The sequence below is a fragment of the Paenibacillus sp. J31R30 genome (assembly GCF_059692115.1).
Map to the genome: position 1 here is coordinate 102,010 of NZ_JCAUAV010000001.1, position 18,288 is coordinate 120,297.

An 18,288-nucleotide genomic window follows, 5' to 3' on the forward strand; every position below is an offset into this window, starting at 1 on the left:
AGGAGGGAGCCATCGTCCTATGACTGCAAGTGCGAAACCTTTGATTGGCATCATGATTGGCGCTGGCCATTTTGCTGAAATTCAATTGGAAGCCTGGCAAGCCGTGGAAGGAGCCGAGATTCGTGCTATCCTCAGTCTGACGTTGGACAATGCAAAGCAATTAGCGGATAAATACGGGCTGCAGTCGTATGATCAGTGGGATCAAGCCATTGCGGCGGTACAGCCGGATTTTATCGATATCTGCACACCGCCTGCATCGCATTTGGCTTACACCCGTTTATCGGCAGATCTCGGGTTGCCGGTTCTGTGCCAGAAGCCTTTGGCACCTACGTTGGAAGAAAGTGAGGAGCTTGTCGCCTACTGCCGGAATAAAAACGTCACGTTAATGATCAACGAAAATTGGCGTTGGCAGGCATGGTACCGGGAAATCAAACGAATGATCAACTCGGGGATGCTGGGCGAGGTATTCACTGCTTATTTTGCCATGCGGCCTGGCGATGGGTGGGGGAATAATCCTTATCAGATTCAACCGTATTTTAAGCATATGGAGAAGTTTTTGCTATTCGAGACGGGTATCCACTTTATCGACACATACCGCTACCTGTTTGGTGAAATAGAAAGTGTTTATTGCCGCACCAAGACGATTAATTCAGTCATCTCGGGAGAGGATTTAGCTGTCATACACCTTAATTTTGTAAACGGTGTTATCGGTATTTATGATGCTAATCGTGTTACCTATATGGAACAGGTACGCAGTCCAACTTATGGGTATATGACGGTCGAAGGAACGGAGGGAAAGTTGAGATTGAATGAAAACGGTGCAATCTTCTACACACCGCGTGGAGGCACGGAGCAAGCGTACAGCTACGAAATTCCACAGAACGGATGGAAAGGCGGCAGCACCATTGCCACACAGCAGCATTTTATTGACGGATTGCGTAAGCCTTTAACTTATGAATCGTCAGGTGCAGAATATTTAAAAACGATCCATGTCATGTATGCCTGTTACGAGTCAGCTGCCAAGAAACAAGTTGTCCATATCCCGTCTTGACTGGCACATCCCCCCTTTAAAAAATGATAATAGAAGTGGAATGGCATCCGAAGGTATACTCATTCTACAACGGGATAAGGCTCCGGTGACGAAGCCTCGTTGCAAACCAAATGAGAGGGAGTTGTATGATGAAGTTAAGCAAAGTATGGATCAATGCCGTATTGCTGGTGCTTTTATCAAGCTTTTTTCTGCCGTTTCAGGTTTTTGCCGCACCAACTGTTGCGCCTGTTGTCTATCGTGTATCGGAGGCTGTTAAGCCAGGGGAGTTATTGACGGTTTACGGAGAATATTTTGAAAGCGGTGTCACACAGGTCAGATTTACAGGAACCAGCACGTATTGTCCGATTTCTTATATCGATCCGGGTGGTCACTATGTGACCTGTACGGTACCTTCATCGCAATCGCCGGGCATCTATACCATGGAAGCGAGCAACAATTTGGGCTGGAGCAGTTCTTTTAAAGTTAACGCCCCGTTCATTGACTGGATTTACAATAATAATCCATGGACAGGGCAGACTTCCAAACTGGTTGGCAGAAATTTGGCTTTTGCTGAATATGGGGGTACGACCAATACGATGGTACGGATGGTTAATGGTGCTAATACGTACAATGCAACCGTGACGTCCGTTAACCCGTATGCCGTTGATTTCACGGTGCCAACCTGCCCAAATCAGGGATATACCGTGCAAGTCAGTACCGATGGGGGCTCCACCTGGTATACCTTCAGTGGCAACCAAACGTACTCGACCCGCTCTGCAGGCTTTGATCCGCTGGGATTGGGCGTCTTCTGGGCCACTGATTTGGTCTGGAGCCAGCACAGCGCTCTGTCCTATGGTGCAACAGGCAATGGGACCACCGACGATACGGCTGCCCTGCAAGCCGGTATTGATACGATTGAGAGCACTTGGGGCGCCGGTGTACTATATTTGCCGAACGGTACCTACCGCATTACTGATACTCTTTCACTCCCTTCCGGTGTTAGCATTCAGGGACAAAGCCAGACAGGAACTATTATCAAATACGACGCAACCGGCGGTGTCTCCGTAATCAATACGAAGAATGATGGAACTACGTTAGGCAAAGTCGGTGTAGCGCGGTTAACCATCCATGTGGCAGGCACCAATTACCCTGATATGGCCTTGAAATTGGGGCATGATTTCGATTCCAACGTAACGCATTCCGACGCTCGCACGGCTATCAATATTTTCGTGAAGGATGTCACTGTGGATTTCACAATTAACCGTGATCAGACAGTGGGTCAGCGGGGCATTGGTTTGAACATTGTGGCTTTCAAAAATGTGGCGATCCAAGGGAGTACATTCAAGACGACGGCTGCTGCCATGTCTAGCTCTTATGTCACGCAATTTCTCGATATTTCGAATAATGTGTTCGAATACACCGGTGGGGCTGTGCATCTCCTAGCTAACTACAGTATTGCTCAGAACAATACGATTATCGGCCATCCCGAATATAATCGCGGTGATAACCATGGTTTCACCGTGCGATCTCAAGCTTACTTAACTAACAACGACATTCGGAATCTCGGCAGAATCAACAACAATGACGGTGAAGCGATCATGGGGGAATCGGCGGGCGGAGGAACCAAGATGTACGGTTCGGTCTCATCGATATCGGGCAAAGTGATTACGGGAACCGGTTTATCGGCTTTGGATTGGGATGTTACGAATCACAGATGGGATAAATGGTCAATGCTGATTGTTGACGGCAAAGGGATGGGCCAGTTAAATGAAGTTACGGCATTAAATCAAACAGCAAGTACAATCACTGTTAAAGACAATTGGAAGGTAGCACCCGATTCTACCAGCAAATTTATCGTTTTTCTCCCTTTGCGCCAAAGTGTTTATTATAAAAATACTTCGACCAACAATGGCAAGGGCTTCTGGTTTTACGGCGATAATATTGGCGGCGTCATTGCGGAGAATACTTCTATCGACAGCGAGGGAGTATTGGCCAACACCGTATACAATCCGAACACGACACGGTTCAACATCAGCTATTTCAACCGACTGGAACGCAATATTGTAACTGGATATTCACCTTTATCCAAAGTCGCTGGTGTCGGACTGCGTCTCTCTCCCGAAGACAACATGGCTCCATATATCTTCGGCAACCTCGCTTACGGCACGGATATTAAAGGCAATCAGATCACCGGCGTGCTGCCTGCACCTGCTGTGGGAGGTTTTTCGGAGGCACCAGATATCAATGGGATCTATGCTTACCGTAATACGGGCTGGAGCCAATTGCGGACGATTTCCGAGGCAGTCAATATACAGAAAAATTCTCTGAATACATTGAATAATGGCATTACAAAGGATTTGAACAGCAACGGGTTGATCAAGGTCGGCAATACATTTACCAGTGTGACGGTTCCAAATAACGATATTAGCGGGTATTAAAACGTTCTAGGTCCGGTGGTAGGAGGCAGTAAGATGCAGAACGAAAGAGAAATTAAAGGGAATTGGATGCAAGGGTGGCTAAAAGGTGGCTTGCTGCTATGGATCGCGAGTATGATGCTGATGAGCTGCGGCAATGGCAATACTACGCCAGACACAAGTCCGAATTCAGGCCCGGCGGGGAGCGCCAATACCAAAGTAAATTCAAGCCCGGCGGCTAAGGCCCCGATTACATTGGATTGGGTCAACTATCCCGGAGTTTCAACCGCATCGAATTATGCATCGCAGTATTTGGAGAATCATTTTAATATCAAATTGAAGAAGGTTTATACGACAGCCTTCAATGACTATACCCAGAAGCTTCAATTGCAGTTATCTTCCGTAAATATTCCTGATGTTATGTTTGTCCTGGATCCGGCAGAGTTGAACAAATACGTTTCCCAGGGCTTACTGGCGGAAGTGCCGATCGCAACCATTGAGAAGTATGCACCCCGGACCAAAGCCAATATGGATAAACAAGCACCTCAAGGTTGGTATTACAGCAACATAGCTGGGAAAAATTATGGTCTTGCGACGTTTTATTTCTCAGGTCAATTCAATACCAAACAAATGTGGCGGACGGACCTGCTGAAGAAAGCCGGTATCGATAAAATTCCGCAGACGATCGACGAGTTTACTAATGCCTTTGCTGCCCTCAAGAAAATTGGTGTATATGGTATGAGCACCAACGGCAATTCGTTCTATAACCAATTCCATACGATCTTTGGCGCCTATGGTGTCATGCCGACGCAATGGATGACCAAGGATGGCAAAGTAGTAAATGCTGCCACGCAGCCTGAGACGAAGCAAGCGCTCACCAAGCTTGCAGAGTGGTACAATGCAGGGTATATTGATCCAGATTTTGTCACAGGCCAGGATCTGGTGCCAAAATTTACACAAGGAAAGTATGCCTTCAACGATACCGCCAATGTAGGCTCGCTGGATGAGAAGAATCCGAACTCTATCATCAGTGCACTGAATGCTGCAAATGCTGGCGGCACTGCGGAATTTGGACCTCCTCCTACAGGACCTGCAAGCAAATCCGGCGGTTGGGCTTGGGGCACAGCGGGCAATATATGGGCCTTCGGGAAACAGCTGGAGAATGAGCCCGAGAAGCTGCAGAAAGCGCTGGAAATGATCGATGAAATTCAAAACAATGAAAAGGTATGGCTGGCTCTGGCTTGGGGAGAGAAAAACAAGCACTGGAAGTATACGGATGAGGCGGCAGGCGAGAGCGGCGGGCTTGTGAGGATCGCGCCATATGACGACGTGACCAAACTCCAGGCCGATGGCATACCGGACGGGTCGAACGGGACTACCGCATGGGGCGCTCAAGCAAATACCGATATTATCAGCAAATATTACAATAAGGATCTATTGGGTCGTTTCCAACTGTATAACAAACCTGTAAGCGACCTGTTTGGCAAATCCGACAGCTTGCCGTCCTCTGGCAAGTTTTGGGGCGATTTGACCAAGCTGAAGACGGATACTTTCGCGGCCATCGTACGAGGTGATATGCCAGTCTCTGCCTTCGACGATTTCGTAAAACAATGGAACGATAATGGCGGTGCACAGCTGGAGATGGAAGCAAACCAACTATATGCCAGCATGAAGAAATAGGCTTTGCTTGGAAGAAGGAGAGGCGGATTGATCGCCTCTCCTTTTTTTCGGCGAAAAGATGTCATTAATAAATGACAATGGAAATGGAATTGCCTGCATTTATATAATAGCGGAGAACCAAACGTCATGGGGGGGAGATGATTGATGAGAATTAACAGATTCCTGTTTTAGATGACAAATAATTCTTACAGGAGGATCACAATGTTGAAAAAATGTATGGTTTTTGCATTGAGCCTAATCATCATAGGAAGTCTACTCATAGGCAACGGTTCCGTTCTACGCAACTCAGTAAAGGCTAGTGGAAGCGATACCAACAAGACGATTTTGAATCTTGATTTTGAAGGAGCCAATTCACCATCCGTTGTTTTATCCAATCCAGACGCATCCAAGCTAACCGTGTCCAGTCAGGTCTACGAGGAAATGGGCAAAAGCAACACACTTGGTGCAAATGCTTCGGGAACCTATGCAAGATTAGCAGCTGTCCCTGGTCAAAGCCTTGCTCCTGTCAACGTAACCCCAGCTTCATCACAAGCAACGAGCGCTAAAAATGCCCTTAATACGTTAACCCCAGGATTGTGGAACATCAAAATTAATGTGGATTACGACATTGTTGCCAGAAATGATGCAAGGTCGCCCGGCCTATTCTTGCGCTTTTATGGAACGAATGCCATTACAGGTTTGGCGAACTCGACATATGTACTTTTAGGCAATGTTTACATGGAAAACGGCTCTTCAACGGTTATAGGCGATAATAAATTTACGCACTATTCAGCGACAGTTCCTGTTCAAATTTTCGGAAATGCTAGCGCTTCTAATGATGATGCGAACGGGAAGACCGATGAATTTATTGCGGGGTCTTTCACTAATTTCGACTTGAGACTTGTGAATTTCTCTGGAACGAATGCGAATCCAATGGTCGTTGACTGGGATAACATTCAAATATCGGCGGAACAACTAACATCTACAACCCCTACACCAACACCAACAGTCACACCAACACCAACGCCAACTGTTACCCCAACACCAACCGTTACACCAACGCCTACCCCAACACCGACACCGACACAAAGTACGATAGCTGAATACTTAGGTGAAAACCGAACGACACAAGGGAATTGGAAAGGTGTATATGGCGGCGATGGTTACCTGCTACCCTTCTATACAACACAATTAAGCAGTGGCCGGGATACACCTTTGGCAGCAGACATATCGAGCCTACCGGGGTACGTTTCCGGATATACCTCAGTAAGAAGCAGTTATTATGTCTCAGAGAACCCATCGACAGATATTCGGAGTTTGCAAAACCCAACCAGCGGGCAGCCAAGAAAGAAGTTTACCGTGTATAGTGGAACGAATTTCAGCTATACCTTTACACTAACAGACACGAATGATCACCTGTTCACCTTGTATAGCACGGACTTTGCGACGACAGAGGCAACAACCGAAATGTTTGAGATCCTTGATCTAAAAGGAAATGTCATCGAGTCCAAAACAGTAACTCGTATTAACAAAGGTGTTTATATAACCTTCAAAGTGAATGGAAGCTTCACACTCAGAGCGACCCAAATTGCGGGCAGCGGTGCGTATGCGGAAGGATTTTTCTTCGATTCCTTTGCAGCAAATACGATTTCCAATCCTTCTGTTGCCTATGTTACACCGATGTCAGCCAAACTGGACTGGAGTAATGCAAATTCAGCCAGCCAAATAAGTATTTTGAGAAAATCTGCTGCGGAAAGTGCATTTACAGAGGTTGCCGTTGTAAGCGGATCTTCAACAACGTATACCGATAGCAATTTGCAGGCAGGAACGGTTTATCAATATAAGCTTCGAAATATGGTTAACTTTAAGTACTCACCGCCAACAGCTGTAATGCCATTGACGACACCTTCCTATCAAGAAGCGATTCTGACCTATACAGGTACGCAGTTGGAAACGAGCAAACCTGGGGAAACCATTCAAATTCTCGCTCGTCTACATGACAGTCAGAACCTTCCGCTTGCAAACCGTGTTGTTACCTTCGAGCTAGGGGGGCCTTATGTTGGCACCTATATCGATAAAGCTGTGGGTTCTGCAACAACGAACGCGAATGGGGAGTTGCAACTCGCATACATACCAGAGTTTGCTGGCGAGTATACGATTAAAGGTACTGCGCTGCGCGACGATGTTAATCAAATCAATGAGGCTCAGAGCGCTATTCCTTTAAAAGTGAATCGAGAATCCTGGACCAAGCCGCCAGTCGTAATTCGAGTATCGGATGCTGCGCAACCAGGTACGCTAGTTTCGATCAATGGTAATGCCATGATCAGCGCTGATATGGGTCAAGTTGAAGTGAAGGCCAAATTGTCAACGGGTCAACCATCTACGGAGCCGCCGGCTGATGCGATTAGCCTCGCCATCGAACAGAGCGATCCAACCAATGGAAATTTCCTTGTCACTAGATTGCCTGACACGGCGGTTGCCGGTTTATACGATCTTTGGGTGAAAAATGCATATGGCTGGAGCCGATCTTCTCTTTTAAATGCAGCAAGACCGTTGTTTATTTCCGAGTACGAAGCTTATGCGGGTCTTACGATTGAGATGTCAGGTAGAAATCTAGATGCTGCGGAATTTGGTGCTGCCTCTGCTTCCGCTGTTCGGTTAGTGAATACGCAGGGGAATGCATTCACAGCTGAGTTACAAGAATTGACGTCGTACTCTGCTAAATTTAAAGTACCTGACATTGCCTTTGGTGAGTATGCCGTAGAAATATCCAACGATGCTGGGGCACACTGGTCTGGATTGAACAATGGACAGAAGCTTACAATTGTCCCTGCGGGTGCCGATCCACTTGGACTGGGTGTAGCATGGGCCAATAACTTTAAGTGGAACGCGATCTTCAAGGCGACAGATTATGGCGCGACGCCAGATGATACACAAGACGACACAGCTGGCATAGCAAGTGCGATAACAGCTGCGAAAAGCAGTGGCGGAGGCGTGGTGCTGCTTCCCAAAGGCACGTATTATGCTTCGAGAATCGACGTCCCTGCCGAAATCGTCATTTTGGGTGAAGGCGAGGACGATACCGTACTCTTCTATAATGGGACGAATGGCGCTAACTTTATTCAGTCCTCCGGTGATGGGAAAAGTATCGGACACCATGGAATAGCTAAGCTGGGCATTCAATTAAGTAATAACAATTATCGACCAGATGCGTTCATTTGGCTGGGTCACGATTGGGGCAGCGGCTATAATAATGACATGTCGAAACGGACTTCAACGCAGCTGTTTGTCGCTCATGTGAAGCTGGATTATGACCTGACGACCAAGGGGAATAGCGGAAGAGGTCTAGGTGTGCTCGTACTGGCGAAGGAAAGATTCCTGTTCCAGGACAATGACTTCAGAGGGTGGGCCGCTGAGCTGAACAGAGCTTATGTTAATTACTACCTCAGTATGCGAAACAACGATTTGGAGTACAGCAATGGTTACAATGTCACGACGGCTAGCTATGCGTTTATCGAAAATAACCATGTCATCGCACATCCAGAGTCACAGGATGAAACACACGGAATTTTTGCCCGCAGTAATGTGCATATGGCTAACAATGTTGTAGAAGGTACGGGACCTGATGCCGCTACTTTTAATGACGGCGAAGCGTTCTGTGTGGAAATGCCAGGCGGTTATTTTAATGAAGGCGCTGTACTAGGCGCAACTCCTACAGGCATCACGATTGCTCCTATTATACCGCTGACGGATTATGTAATTAATTGGTCAGGCCTCTACATGACCATTACAGATGGGCAAGGACTTGGACAGGCAAGGAAAGTTGTCAGCCGTCAGGGCAATAGACTGCAACTCGACAAGCCTTGGGATATTATCCCTGATAGCACAAGCAAGTTTACGCTGATTTCGTTAAATGACAACGTGACATTTCACAGAAATACGGCAATGAATGCTGCCAAAGGGATATGGTTCTATGGTAACGCAATCGACGGCGTAGCCGCAGACAACCGTAGCATTGATTCAGAGGGCATCTATGTCTATTCATCCCAAGTTGTAAGTACGGCCCGATTAACTCCTGCTTATTTTGTTACTGTAAAAGGCAATCTCATTAGCGGGGTGTCGAGGAGAAGCAACATTGGCGCGATCTCGGTAAACTCAGCGAGACAAGGCACGAGTGGTAAATACAACGCCGTCAGTGTGTATGGCATTGATATCAGGGATAATCAGGTCATTGGCGACCCAACGCGGGTGCCAACGCCTAAAACAGAAGCACCTCCGTATAACGGCATTGTGACAACGGCTGTTTTTTACAGCAGTGATACGATGTCCGATAATAAGGTAGGCGATACAACGAACCTGATTATTGAGAACAATCGTCTAGCGAACATCGCCAATGGTGGCATTGTTATGACGAAAGCTAACTACGGGCATGTGTTGAAGGGGAATGTGCTGTCGAATGTGACGCCTCAAGTTGAGATCAATAACTTGAATGGTCCGGGTGAGCGAATTGTGACTGTGCCTGGTCCGTATGCAGATAAGCGAGGACCATTCTTCCCAGCGGGAAGCTCATTCTCAGCTGCCTCGATCACAAGCACGGAAATCAGCTTAGATTGGACACCTGCCTTGGATATCATCCACGTGACAGGGTATCACATCTATGCGAATAACAGCTTGGTGGGGACAGCCGCCGCTGATGCCTCTGCCTTCACGGTGTCGGGATTGTCACCAGCTACATCGTACACGTTTACTTTAAGAGCACTTGATGCAGCAAGCTATGAAAGTACAACGCCGTTATATCTGAACGTACAAACACTACCATTGCCTAAAAGCCAAGGGAAGCCAGGTACCCCCGTACTCTCTGATGATAACGGTTATGACACAGGTCTGCTGGATGGTGCCTATCAAATCATGATGAACATGTGGTATGGCAATAACGGCAGCCTCTTCCGGTTATATGAGAATGACGTGCTTATTAAAGAAGTGACCTTGACGGATGATGCGCCGCATGCACAAGCTTTGTCGACTGCCATAACAGGGAAACCGAATGGTACGTATCGTTACTATGCGGAGTTGATCAACAGCTTCGGAACAACAACAAGCAGTACACACGTCGTTCAAGTGAATCATGCCACACCTGGAAAGCCCGTACTGTCTCAGGATAACTGGGCTGGCATCGGAAACTTTAAAGTTACAATGAATATGTGGTGGGGCACGAATGGTACCACTTACAAGTTGTACGAGAATGGCGTGCTAATTGATACGCAATCTTTGACAAGTGGATCGCCAGCTGCCCAAACGGCTGCAACAAGTTTGAGCAATAAGCCGGTGGGTACGTACGAGTATCGCGCCGAACTGGTCAATGCTGCTGGCATAACCTCCAGTGATGTGCTGACGGTTCGCGTTACTCACTAGGAAAGCCAGGCATCTCTACAAATAAAGCAACTGCTTCCGGGTATTTATTCCCGTGAGGCAGTTGTTTTTTTGCGCTGTTGTCGCACTTAAAATGTGATTATTGAAGTGGAAATCTAAAGTCACTAGACTAAAGCTGCAATCAACTAGTGGAGAGAGGGACTAACCGATGAATGAAATTATACTTAAAGATGAACTTAACCATCACAAATATCGCTGGCCTAAGACGCTTTTGTCTTACCCCGTTGAATTGAACAACGTGGACATGAGAGCCAACTCCTTACAGTTGAAGGATGAGAAGGAGAATAACCATCTCTTTCAGCTGTCCGATAGGGAGGATCATCCAGAGGGTGGAGCTCGTGCATCACTATATTTCACGGCTGATCTACCTACTGGAACTATGCGTACGTATCGACTTGCAGGTGCCGATTCGTTAGGGCATTCCGAACACAAGGGACTATTGATTGAGGAAAATGACCCCGACAATTTAATTGTAGAATCATCTACGCTTTCTGTAGCCATCCGTAAAAATACTACACGCGACAACAGTGGCAATTACCCTGTCTTCATGATTCGGAGCGCTAACGCAGAAATTGCAGGCACTGCCTATTTACAATCCGACCAACAATTGGAGTCCTATTCGCTGGACTTGCCGACGAAAGGTTGCGTTTACACGGATTGCGTCATCAGGGCTCGATTTATCGATGGGAGCAGCTATCAGTTGAAGCTTAGAATCATTGATGAGATGGAATTCCTAGAAATGCAGGAGGATTTTAACGGATTTGAGGAGGGAACGCAAGCGAAGCTAGTGCTCAACTGGCATACATTCCAACCGCAAATCCGATATGCTCGGCATCGGGAGAATGAAAAGATCGACCTGTATAGGGATGAAGAGGGGTATTTGCCATTTAAATTACTGCCCTATGCGAGTTATAACAGCTGGTGGGGTACACCGGTTGCGTCATTTACTGATGTACAAAATGGAATAAGCGTCGGTCTTTTCGTGAAGCAGTCCGAACAATGGAAGAGTCAAGATTATGCGCTTTGGGGGTCATCTGAAGGTACAGCTATTCGTTTCCGTTACAGCATGTCTTCGGACTTGGTTGGCACGCTGTCATGGGAATACCCGCTTATGAACGGCTCTAGAACAACAGCTCTCGCCATGTATAACAGTGAAAAAAATGCCCAATACGAGCAAAAGAACTATATAGAATACCTCTGGTATTGGTATGAATTCCTGAATCTGAATAAAGTGAAAAATTGGATTCTTCGCTGGGAGGAAGATAAGGAGCAATTTCCACGCTTTTTTCCTGATGAAAGCTTGCCAGCTTCAGGTGTAGAGGTGTGGCATTACGGTGTAAGGAAACAGCCGTTTACCCCATCTTTTATGGAAGAGATTATTTATCATCTATCCCATAATATGAACCAGCTTTACCAAGCAGGTCCTGTGTCGGCTAGAGAATTTTTTAGTTGGGTCTATGTATTCGATATGTCGGCTCCGAGGATGACGCAACAGCAGTTTGATGATTTCAAGGCGTGCAGCGCCTTTATGGCCTATGCCCATAGCGATGAAAGCTTTATGCCGATCGAATGTACATTATCGGGACATCCCAATTTTCTCGCAGATGCCCGATCTGTACCTGCCCTAATGGCATCCTTGTTTCCCAACCATCCTCATGCCCTCAACTGGGTGGATCAGTTCGAAACCGCGATGGCACGCAATATGAAATATCATATTCGTCCTGATGTGGCTTTGTGGGGCAGCGACGGAGGAAGATGGACAGAAAATTTAGGTTGCTATAACTGGGCTGCACTGGTTCCCATGATGAAAACGAGCGCACTTGTGTATCGAACCTTTGGGGATAATGTGCTGATGTATCCCAATATTACCAAATGGACGCAATGGATGTTGAACACATTGAGCGCCCCGGTCAATGGATCTCGGACATACCCGCCACAGGGCGCACATAGCGGCGTGCATCTAGATCCGATGGTTCCCACCGATTCCGTGCGGCTGCTCGCGGAGCGGCTGGAACGATATGAACCGTTATTGGCTGAATATCTCATGTACATTTGTAAGCCCGATGCTGTTGCACATGAAGAGCGAATTCCAGGCTCCAACATGTATAAATGGCTTTATGACCGTAGACTGAAGCCGAACAGTGGAACCAGACCCCCACTGAAATCTGCAAAGTATACGGGGTATGGCTATATTTTAAGAGCGGCGGTGGAAGAAGAAAGTGAAGTTTCCGTACACCTTCAGCAAATTGATGAAGGCCCTAATTACAGATGGGGCAGAGCAGGCCAAGGGGGCTGCGGCGTCCTCTACTACTATGCGGCCGGCAAACGTTACAGCTATAACAGGGCGGAAGATGTCGGCGATTATGATATGGGAGATGTGCAAGCGAGCAGTAATTTTGGTGTACTTGTAGGCCACGAGTATAGAAGTATTGGTAGAAATGATTTGACCGAGCCGATGTACGACTTTGGATTTGCGCAGTTCGTGCAAGCTAATGCAGGCGAATATGCGAAGCCGTTCTATCAATCCAGAAGCGTGCTGCTTAGCGGCAATGACTATATGGTGGTCTACGATCAGGTTGGTGATATGCGCGTGAGAGGTAGATTCGCTTGGTTTGTCAAAGACGGAGAGCCATTTCCACATATCGATCAACTCAAACCAGGTGCTATGGGAGTCCGCGTTAATCCGGGCATACCAGCCGATCGTGCACAAGAGCCAACGGATACACCTCAGGGATCGAAGGGAATCGTTTTTGACGGGTTTGGCGACTTTCTGACCGTGGTCACCCACCGTCAATTGAATTGTGATTACAATACGTATACGAAAAGAACCGATTATGGTGTAGAGATTAAGCTGCAAGGGCGAACAGATCGGATTTTCAGAGACGGTGGGTTGATTCGGTACGCGGATGAGGTGTGCAGCTTTACGGGATACGCAGGCATCATTCGCTTATACGGTGAAAGCAAAGCCGAAGCGGCCTTGTTTAAGGGCTCCAGCATCGGCGCGCTAGGCGTAAAAGTTACCGTATTGCCGTATGAGCAGGAAGTGAAGGGGTATGGTCTTTCTTTTACGATTCAAGGTGGAAATCTGACGGGGAAAGTGGTCTGTTCCCAAAGGGTTCAAGTTAAGGTGGAATGGAAGGACGATGTTGAAGCGAGCAGAAATAGGCTGTATGTCAATTCGGCTGTGCATGATGTGGAATTGTCCGAGAAGAACGAAATTGCCTTTGATTTGCCTAAAGGCAGTCATACCTGGGAATGGGTGAATACCGCTCCGATCCCTCAAGACACGGAAATCACAACGGTTGTTGTCTCCTCCCAATGTGCGGAGGTGAACTGGTTGCCTGCGTTCGGAGCGACTACCTATCAAGTCGAGCAGAGTGTGGATGGCGGTAAAAACTGGATAGTTGTCGCGCAAGAAGCGGGAACTAAATGCTTGCTCACTGATCTGGAAAATGAATCGAAAATTCACCTAAGAGTGCGAGCAGTGAATGCTGATCGCCAGGGGAACTGGTGTCATGAATATCCGGTGTATATAACCGCGAACCGCCCGGCTGCTCCGGAAGGCTTGAAGGTATGGCGATGGGGGAATACCTTCCGAGTCATCTGGGGATGGCAGCTAGGTGTTGGGGGTTATACACTTTACCGAAGAGTAAAGGGAACGGAACTTTTCAACGTCGTGTATGAAGGGCCAGCTGGTGAATGGATTGATACGGAAATGGAAGGCTTGGGGAAAGACGTATTCGAGTATGCAGTAAGTGCCTGGAACGGGAATGGGGAGAGCACGAGATCGCTTCTACGTGATACGGATGTTGGTGGGCTTGCCTATTGGGACCCACAACCGGAGCAAGGTTTCCGTAGATATACGCCTAGTCATGAGTATGGATTCACCGGTTTTGACCACTGGGGGAATGCGTTGAAACAAGAATTGAAATACCCTGAGGAAGGCGTCTAAAAGGCTGACAGTGTCTACTTAATTAATCATCATTCGAGTGGAATGTGGGTCATTATACAGTTAAACAGCCTTACTTGTCTATTAAATTGTGATTATTGAAGTGGAATACACGTTAAAGCTAAAGTGATGTCATACCATTCAACAAGAGGACGAGGTGAATTGTTTGAGCTTAAGAAATCGGCAAGCAGTAATCATGAGTAAAGATCGTAACCAAGTAAGATCAACTGCACGACCAACGAGTAAATTCATCTTATTCGCTCATTCCCTCATACGGAATCGTTCGCTGATTCTCATGTTTATTCCTGGCTTCGCATTATTCATTTTGTTCAATTATATCCCCATGTATGGGGTTACGATTGCCTTCAAAAATTTCCAGCTTCTTGAAGGGATATGGGGGAGCCCATGGGCAGGCTTAGAGCATTTCCATAGGTTATTCGCCGGAGCTGACTTTAACAAGGCCTTCTATAACACGTTGATCATCGCGGTTCTGAAGCTCGTCTTCATTTTCCCAGCACCAATTATTTTAGCTATCCTGTTAAATGAAGTTCGGCAAAAGAAGGCACGAAGAGTCATTCAAACGGTCTCCTATTTACCCTACTTTTTCTCGTGGGTTATTCTCGGGGGCATTCTATTCACGGTCCTTGGATCAGACGGTATCGTTAACCAAGTGTTGCAAGCATTGGGTATGGATCGAGTGGGTTGGATGCTGGATGCGAACAAATTCTATATAGTAGCGATCGGTTCTGCCATTTGGCATGGCGTAGGCTGGGGCTCCATCATTTACTTTGCCGCGCTGTCTTCCATTGATCCGACGCTGTATGAAGCAGCTGTTATGGATGGAGCCAATCGGTTTAGGCAAATATGGCACATCACGATTCCCTCCATCATGCCGACTGTTATCATTATGCTCTTGCTTTATATCGGACATTTCCTTTCGGTCGGTTTCGATCAAATCTACAACCTGACCACGCCTACGAATTCGTCAGCAGCGGATATTTTGGATACCTATGTTTTGCGTCGCTTGTTGAGCATGGATTATGAACTTGGAGCTGCAGCAGGGATATTTACTTCGGTCATTGGATTACTTCTGGTTGTCACAGGAAACTGGCTGGTTAAACTTTATGATAAAGAACAAGGTTTGTGGTAAGTAATTGTTTGTAGGAAAGGAGAACCAATACGCTATGCATCGAACCAAAGGTGAGCGAATATTTGAGAACGTGAATTTAGTGCTCTTATGCCTGTTTGGGTTAGTCACCCTCTATCCATTTCTATACGTGTTAACTGTATCCCTTAGTGAGGCTGCTGATATTTATAAAACGGGATTTCAAATTATTCCTCTTCATCCTACATTAATCGCTTACCGTAAGGTGCTGAGTGATCCCCAGCTCGTTGTAGCCTACACGAATACGATTCTGAGAACCGGTGTCGGCGGCTTTGTAGCCATTTTATTAACGGCTATGACCGCTTATCCGATATCAAGGCCAGGATTTCCGCTCCGCTCTACCATCATGAAGATTTTCGTCTTTAGTATGATGTTTAGCGGTGGTACGATTCCGACTTACTTGTTGATGAAGCAGCTGCACTTACTAGATACTTTTTGGGTGCTCATCTTACCGTCTGCTGTAAGTGCTTACAATGTGATCGTTATGCGTAATTTCTTCCAGTCCATATCCGCTGAGCTTATGGAATCTGCCAAGATGGATGGCGCATCGGAATGGGGGATTTTCGCACGCATCGTCATTCCGCTTTCGGCTCCGGTTATATCCGTTATTGGACTGTGGGTCGTCGTCAGCCACTGGAACGCATGGTTTGATGCGATGATCTATACAAACAGCAAGTCTAGGGAAGTTCTCCAGTTATATTTGAGGCATCGCGTTATTGATAAAAATGTGAATCTAGCTCAAGAGTATAACTTGGTGGAAGTAACCAAGGTCACGCCTGAAAATTTGAAAGCTGCCATGATCCTAACGATCTCATTTCCGATTCTATTGGCGTACCCCTTTATTCAAAGGTTCTTTGTAAAGGGAATTATGATGGGTTCTGTAAAAGGTTGAAAAAATATGCTCCTAAGCATGCGGGTATGTGGTCTAAATAGACTTGACATATTATTATGAAAGATAATGAGGAGGCCAAAAAGATGATTAGACAAAAAAGGGTCAATTGGATGAAAGGCAGCGCTTTGCTATTAGCAGCAAGCTTGACGCTGGTAGGCTGCGGTAAAGAGGAAACAGTTGCACAACCAACGGCTGCAGGTTCAAGCACACCTCCAAGTGCAGCTGCAACGCCAGCCCAACCGATTACACTGAATTGGGTCAATTACCCAGGCGTCTCGACGGAATCAAATTATGCATCTCAGTATTTGGAAAAGAAATTCAATGTTAAATTGAATAAAGTGTATACGACAGCTTATGCTGATTACAAACAAAAACTTCAACTGCAATTGTCTTCTGGTGATATTCCAGATATCATGTTCGTGTTTGATCCCGGCGAGTTGAACAAGTATGCTTCTCAAGGATTGCTTGCAGAAGTACCTCTCACGACCTTAGAGAAATATGCGCCAAGAACCAAAGCTAACCTAGATAAACAAGCACCTCAAGGCTGGTATTACAGCAATGTGAATGGGAAAAATTATGGTTTAACAACGTTCTATTTCACGGGTCAATTCAGCGCTAAGCAAGCGTGGCGAACCGATTTATTGAAGACAGCGGGAATTGATAAAGTCCCAGAGACGATTGACGAATTCACAACAGCCTTTGCTGCATTGAAAAAAACGGGCGTATATGGCATGAGTACGAGTGGTAATTCTTACTATAATCAATTCCATTCAATCTTTGGCGCCTATGGCGTTATGCCAACGCAATGGATGTTGAAAGACGGCAAAGTCGTGAATGGTGCTGTTCAGCCAGAAGCGAAAGAAGCGCTTACGAAGCTAGCTGAGTGGTACAAGGCAGGTTTTATTGATCCTGACTTCGTAACTGGCCAAGATTTGGGACCTAAATTTACCCAAGGAAAATATGCATTCAATGATACCGCACACGTCAGTACCTTGGATGCAGCTAACCCGAACTCTGCGATCAACACGCTGAAAAAAGCGAACCCTAATGGTACTTTGGCCTTCGGTCCTCCCCCTAAAGGTCCACAAGGAAAATCAGGCGCTTGGGCATGGGGAACTGCGGGGAATATATGGGCTTTTGGCAAACAATTGGAGAAATCCCCTGAAAAATTGCAAAAGGCTCTTCAAATTATGGATGAAATTCAAAATAATGAAGAAGTTTGGTTGGCATTAGCTTGGGGTGAGAAGGGGAAACACTGGGATTATAATGATGCTGCTGCAGGACCAAGCGCTGGGTTGAAAAGGATTACACCTTTTGATGATGGGACTAAGCTTCTGGCGGAGGGCATCATTGATTTAAGTAACGGTACGACGGCTTGGGCAGCTCAAGCAAATATAGATATTATTGCGAAGTATTATAATAAAACCCTTTTAGATACGTTCAAATTATATAACCACCCGGTAAATGATATCTTCGGTAAATCGGACAGCTTGCCATCTTCAGGGAAGTATTGGGGAGATCTCATTAAGCTAAAAACAGATACTTATGCGGCAATCGTTCGTGGTGACAAGCCTGTCTCGTATTTCGATGATTTTGTGAAGCAATGGAATGAAAAGGGCGGTACGCAATTGGAAAAAGAGGCTAATGACTTATATGTTAGCATGAAAAAGTAACGAGTTTCTAAGTTGAGCGCGGGGGGAGAAGTGATGTTACGTCCTTCTCCTTCCTTGCGTTCATAGATGCTGTTCA

At 46.4% G+C, this 18,288-nt stretch carries 8 protein-coding genes; all 8 read left to right on the forward strand.

The window, feature by feature from the left end:
• The first annotated feature begins 19 nt into the window (after window positions 1-19).
• Window positions 20-1,051: a Gfo/Idh/MocA family protein gene (locus AC58QO_RS00360; RefSeq protein WP_497262986.1), complete on the forward strand. Its 1,032-nt coding sequence runs from the start codon at window positions 20-22 to the stop codon at window positions 1,049-1,051.
• A 125-nt stretch (window positions 1,052-1,176) separates the two neighbouring features.
• Window positions 1,177-3,468 carry a glycosyl hydrolase family 28-related protein gene (locus AC58QO_RS00365; protein ID WP_497262988.1) on the forward strand — a complete coding sequence of 764 codons (2,292 nt, stop codon included), beginning with the start codon at window positions 1,177-1,179 and terminating at the stop codon, window positions 3,466-3,468.
• A gap of 33 nt (window positions 3,469-3,501) precedes the next feature.
• Window positions 3,502-5,124, forward strand: coding sequence for a type 2 periplasmic-binding domain-containing protein (locus tag AC58QO_RS00370; protein WP_497262990.1), 1,623 nt, complete (start codon window positions 3,502-3,504; stop codon window positions 5,122-5,124).
• A 201-nt stretch (window positions 5,125-5,325) separates the two neighbouring features.
• Window positions 5,326-10,515, forward strand: a complete 5,190-nt coding sequence (locus AC58QO_RS00375; RefSeq protein ID WP_497262992.1) for a fibronectin type III domain-containing protein — start codon at window positions 5,326-5,328, stop codon at window positions 10,513-10,515.
• 166 nt (window positions 10,516-10,681) lie between these two features.
• Entirely contained in the window at window positions 10,682-14,485 is a 3,804-nt protein-coding gene (locus AC58QO_RS00380) for a hypothetical protein (protein ID WP_497262994.1), read from the forward strand.
• Between the two features lie 163 nt (window positions 14,486-14,648).
• Window positions 14,649-15,632 (forward strand): ABC transporter permease, encoded by a 984-nt coding sequence (locus tag AC58QO_RS00385; RefSeq protein WP_497262996.1) that lies wholly within the window; start codon window positions 14,649-14,651, stop codon window positions 15,630-15,632.
• A 34-nt stretch (window positions 15,633-15,666) separates the two neighbouring features.
• Window positions 15,667-16,539, forward strand: coding sequence for a carbohydrate ABC transporter permease (locus AC58QO_RS00390; RefSeq protein ID WP_497262998.1), 873 nt, complete (start codon window positions 15,667-15,669; stop codon window positions 16,537-16,539).
• Between the two features lie 83 nt (window positions 16,540-16,622).
• The gene (locus AC58QO_RS00395; protein ID WP_497263000.1) at window positions 16,623-18,212 is read left to right on the forward strand and encodes an extracellular solute-binding protein; all 1,590 of its coding nucleotides are present in this window, start codon (window positions 16,623-16,625) and stop codon (window positions 18,210-18,212) included.
• Window positions 18,213-18,288 lie beyond the last annotated feature (76 nt).

Bases quoted from the DNA above. Each gene is read 5' to 3' on its own strand.
- AC58QO_RS00370 (WP_497262990.1), top strand. From the start codon at position 3,502: ATGCAGAACGAAAGAGAAATTAAAGGGAATTGGATGCAAGGGTGGCTA.
- AC58QO_RS00365 (WP_497262988.1), top strand. From the start codon at position 1,177: ATGATGAAGTTAAGCAAAGTATGGATCAATGCCGTATTGCTGGTGCTT.
- AC58QO_RS00380 (WP_497262994.1), top strand. From the start codon at position 10,682: ATGAATGAAATTATACTTAAAGATGAACTTAACCATCACAAATATCGC.
- AC58QO_RS00395 (WP_497263000.1), top strand. From the start codon at position 16,623: ATGATTAGACAAAAAAGGGTCAATTGGATGAAAGGCAGCGCTTTGCTA.
- AC58QO_RS00375 (WP_497262992.1), top strand. From the start codon at position 5,326: ATGTTGAAAAAATGTATGGTTTTTGCATTGAGCCTAATCATCATAGGA.
- AC58QO_RS00390 (WP_497262998.1), top strand. From the start codon at position 15,667: ATGCATCGAACCAAAGGTGAGCGAATATTTGAGAACGTGAATTTAGTG.
- AC58QO_RS00360 (WP_497262986.1), top strand. From the start codon at position 20: ATGACTGCAAGTGCGAAACCTTTGATTGGCATCATGATTGGCGCTGGC.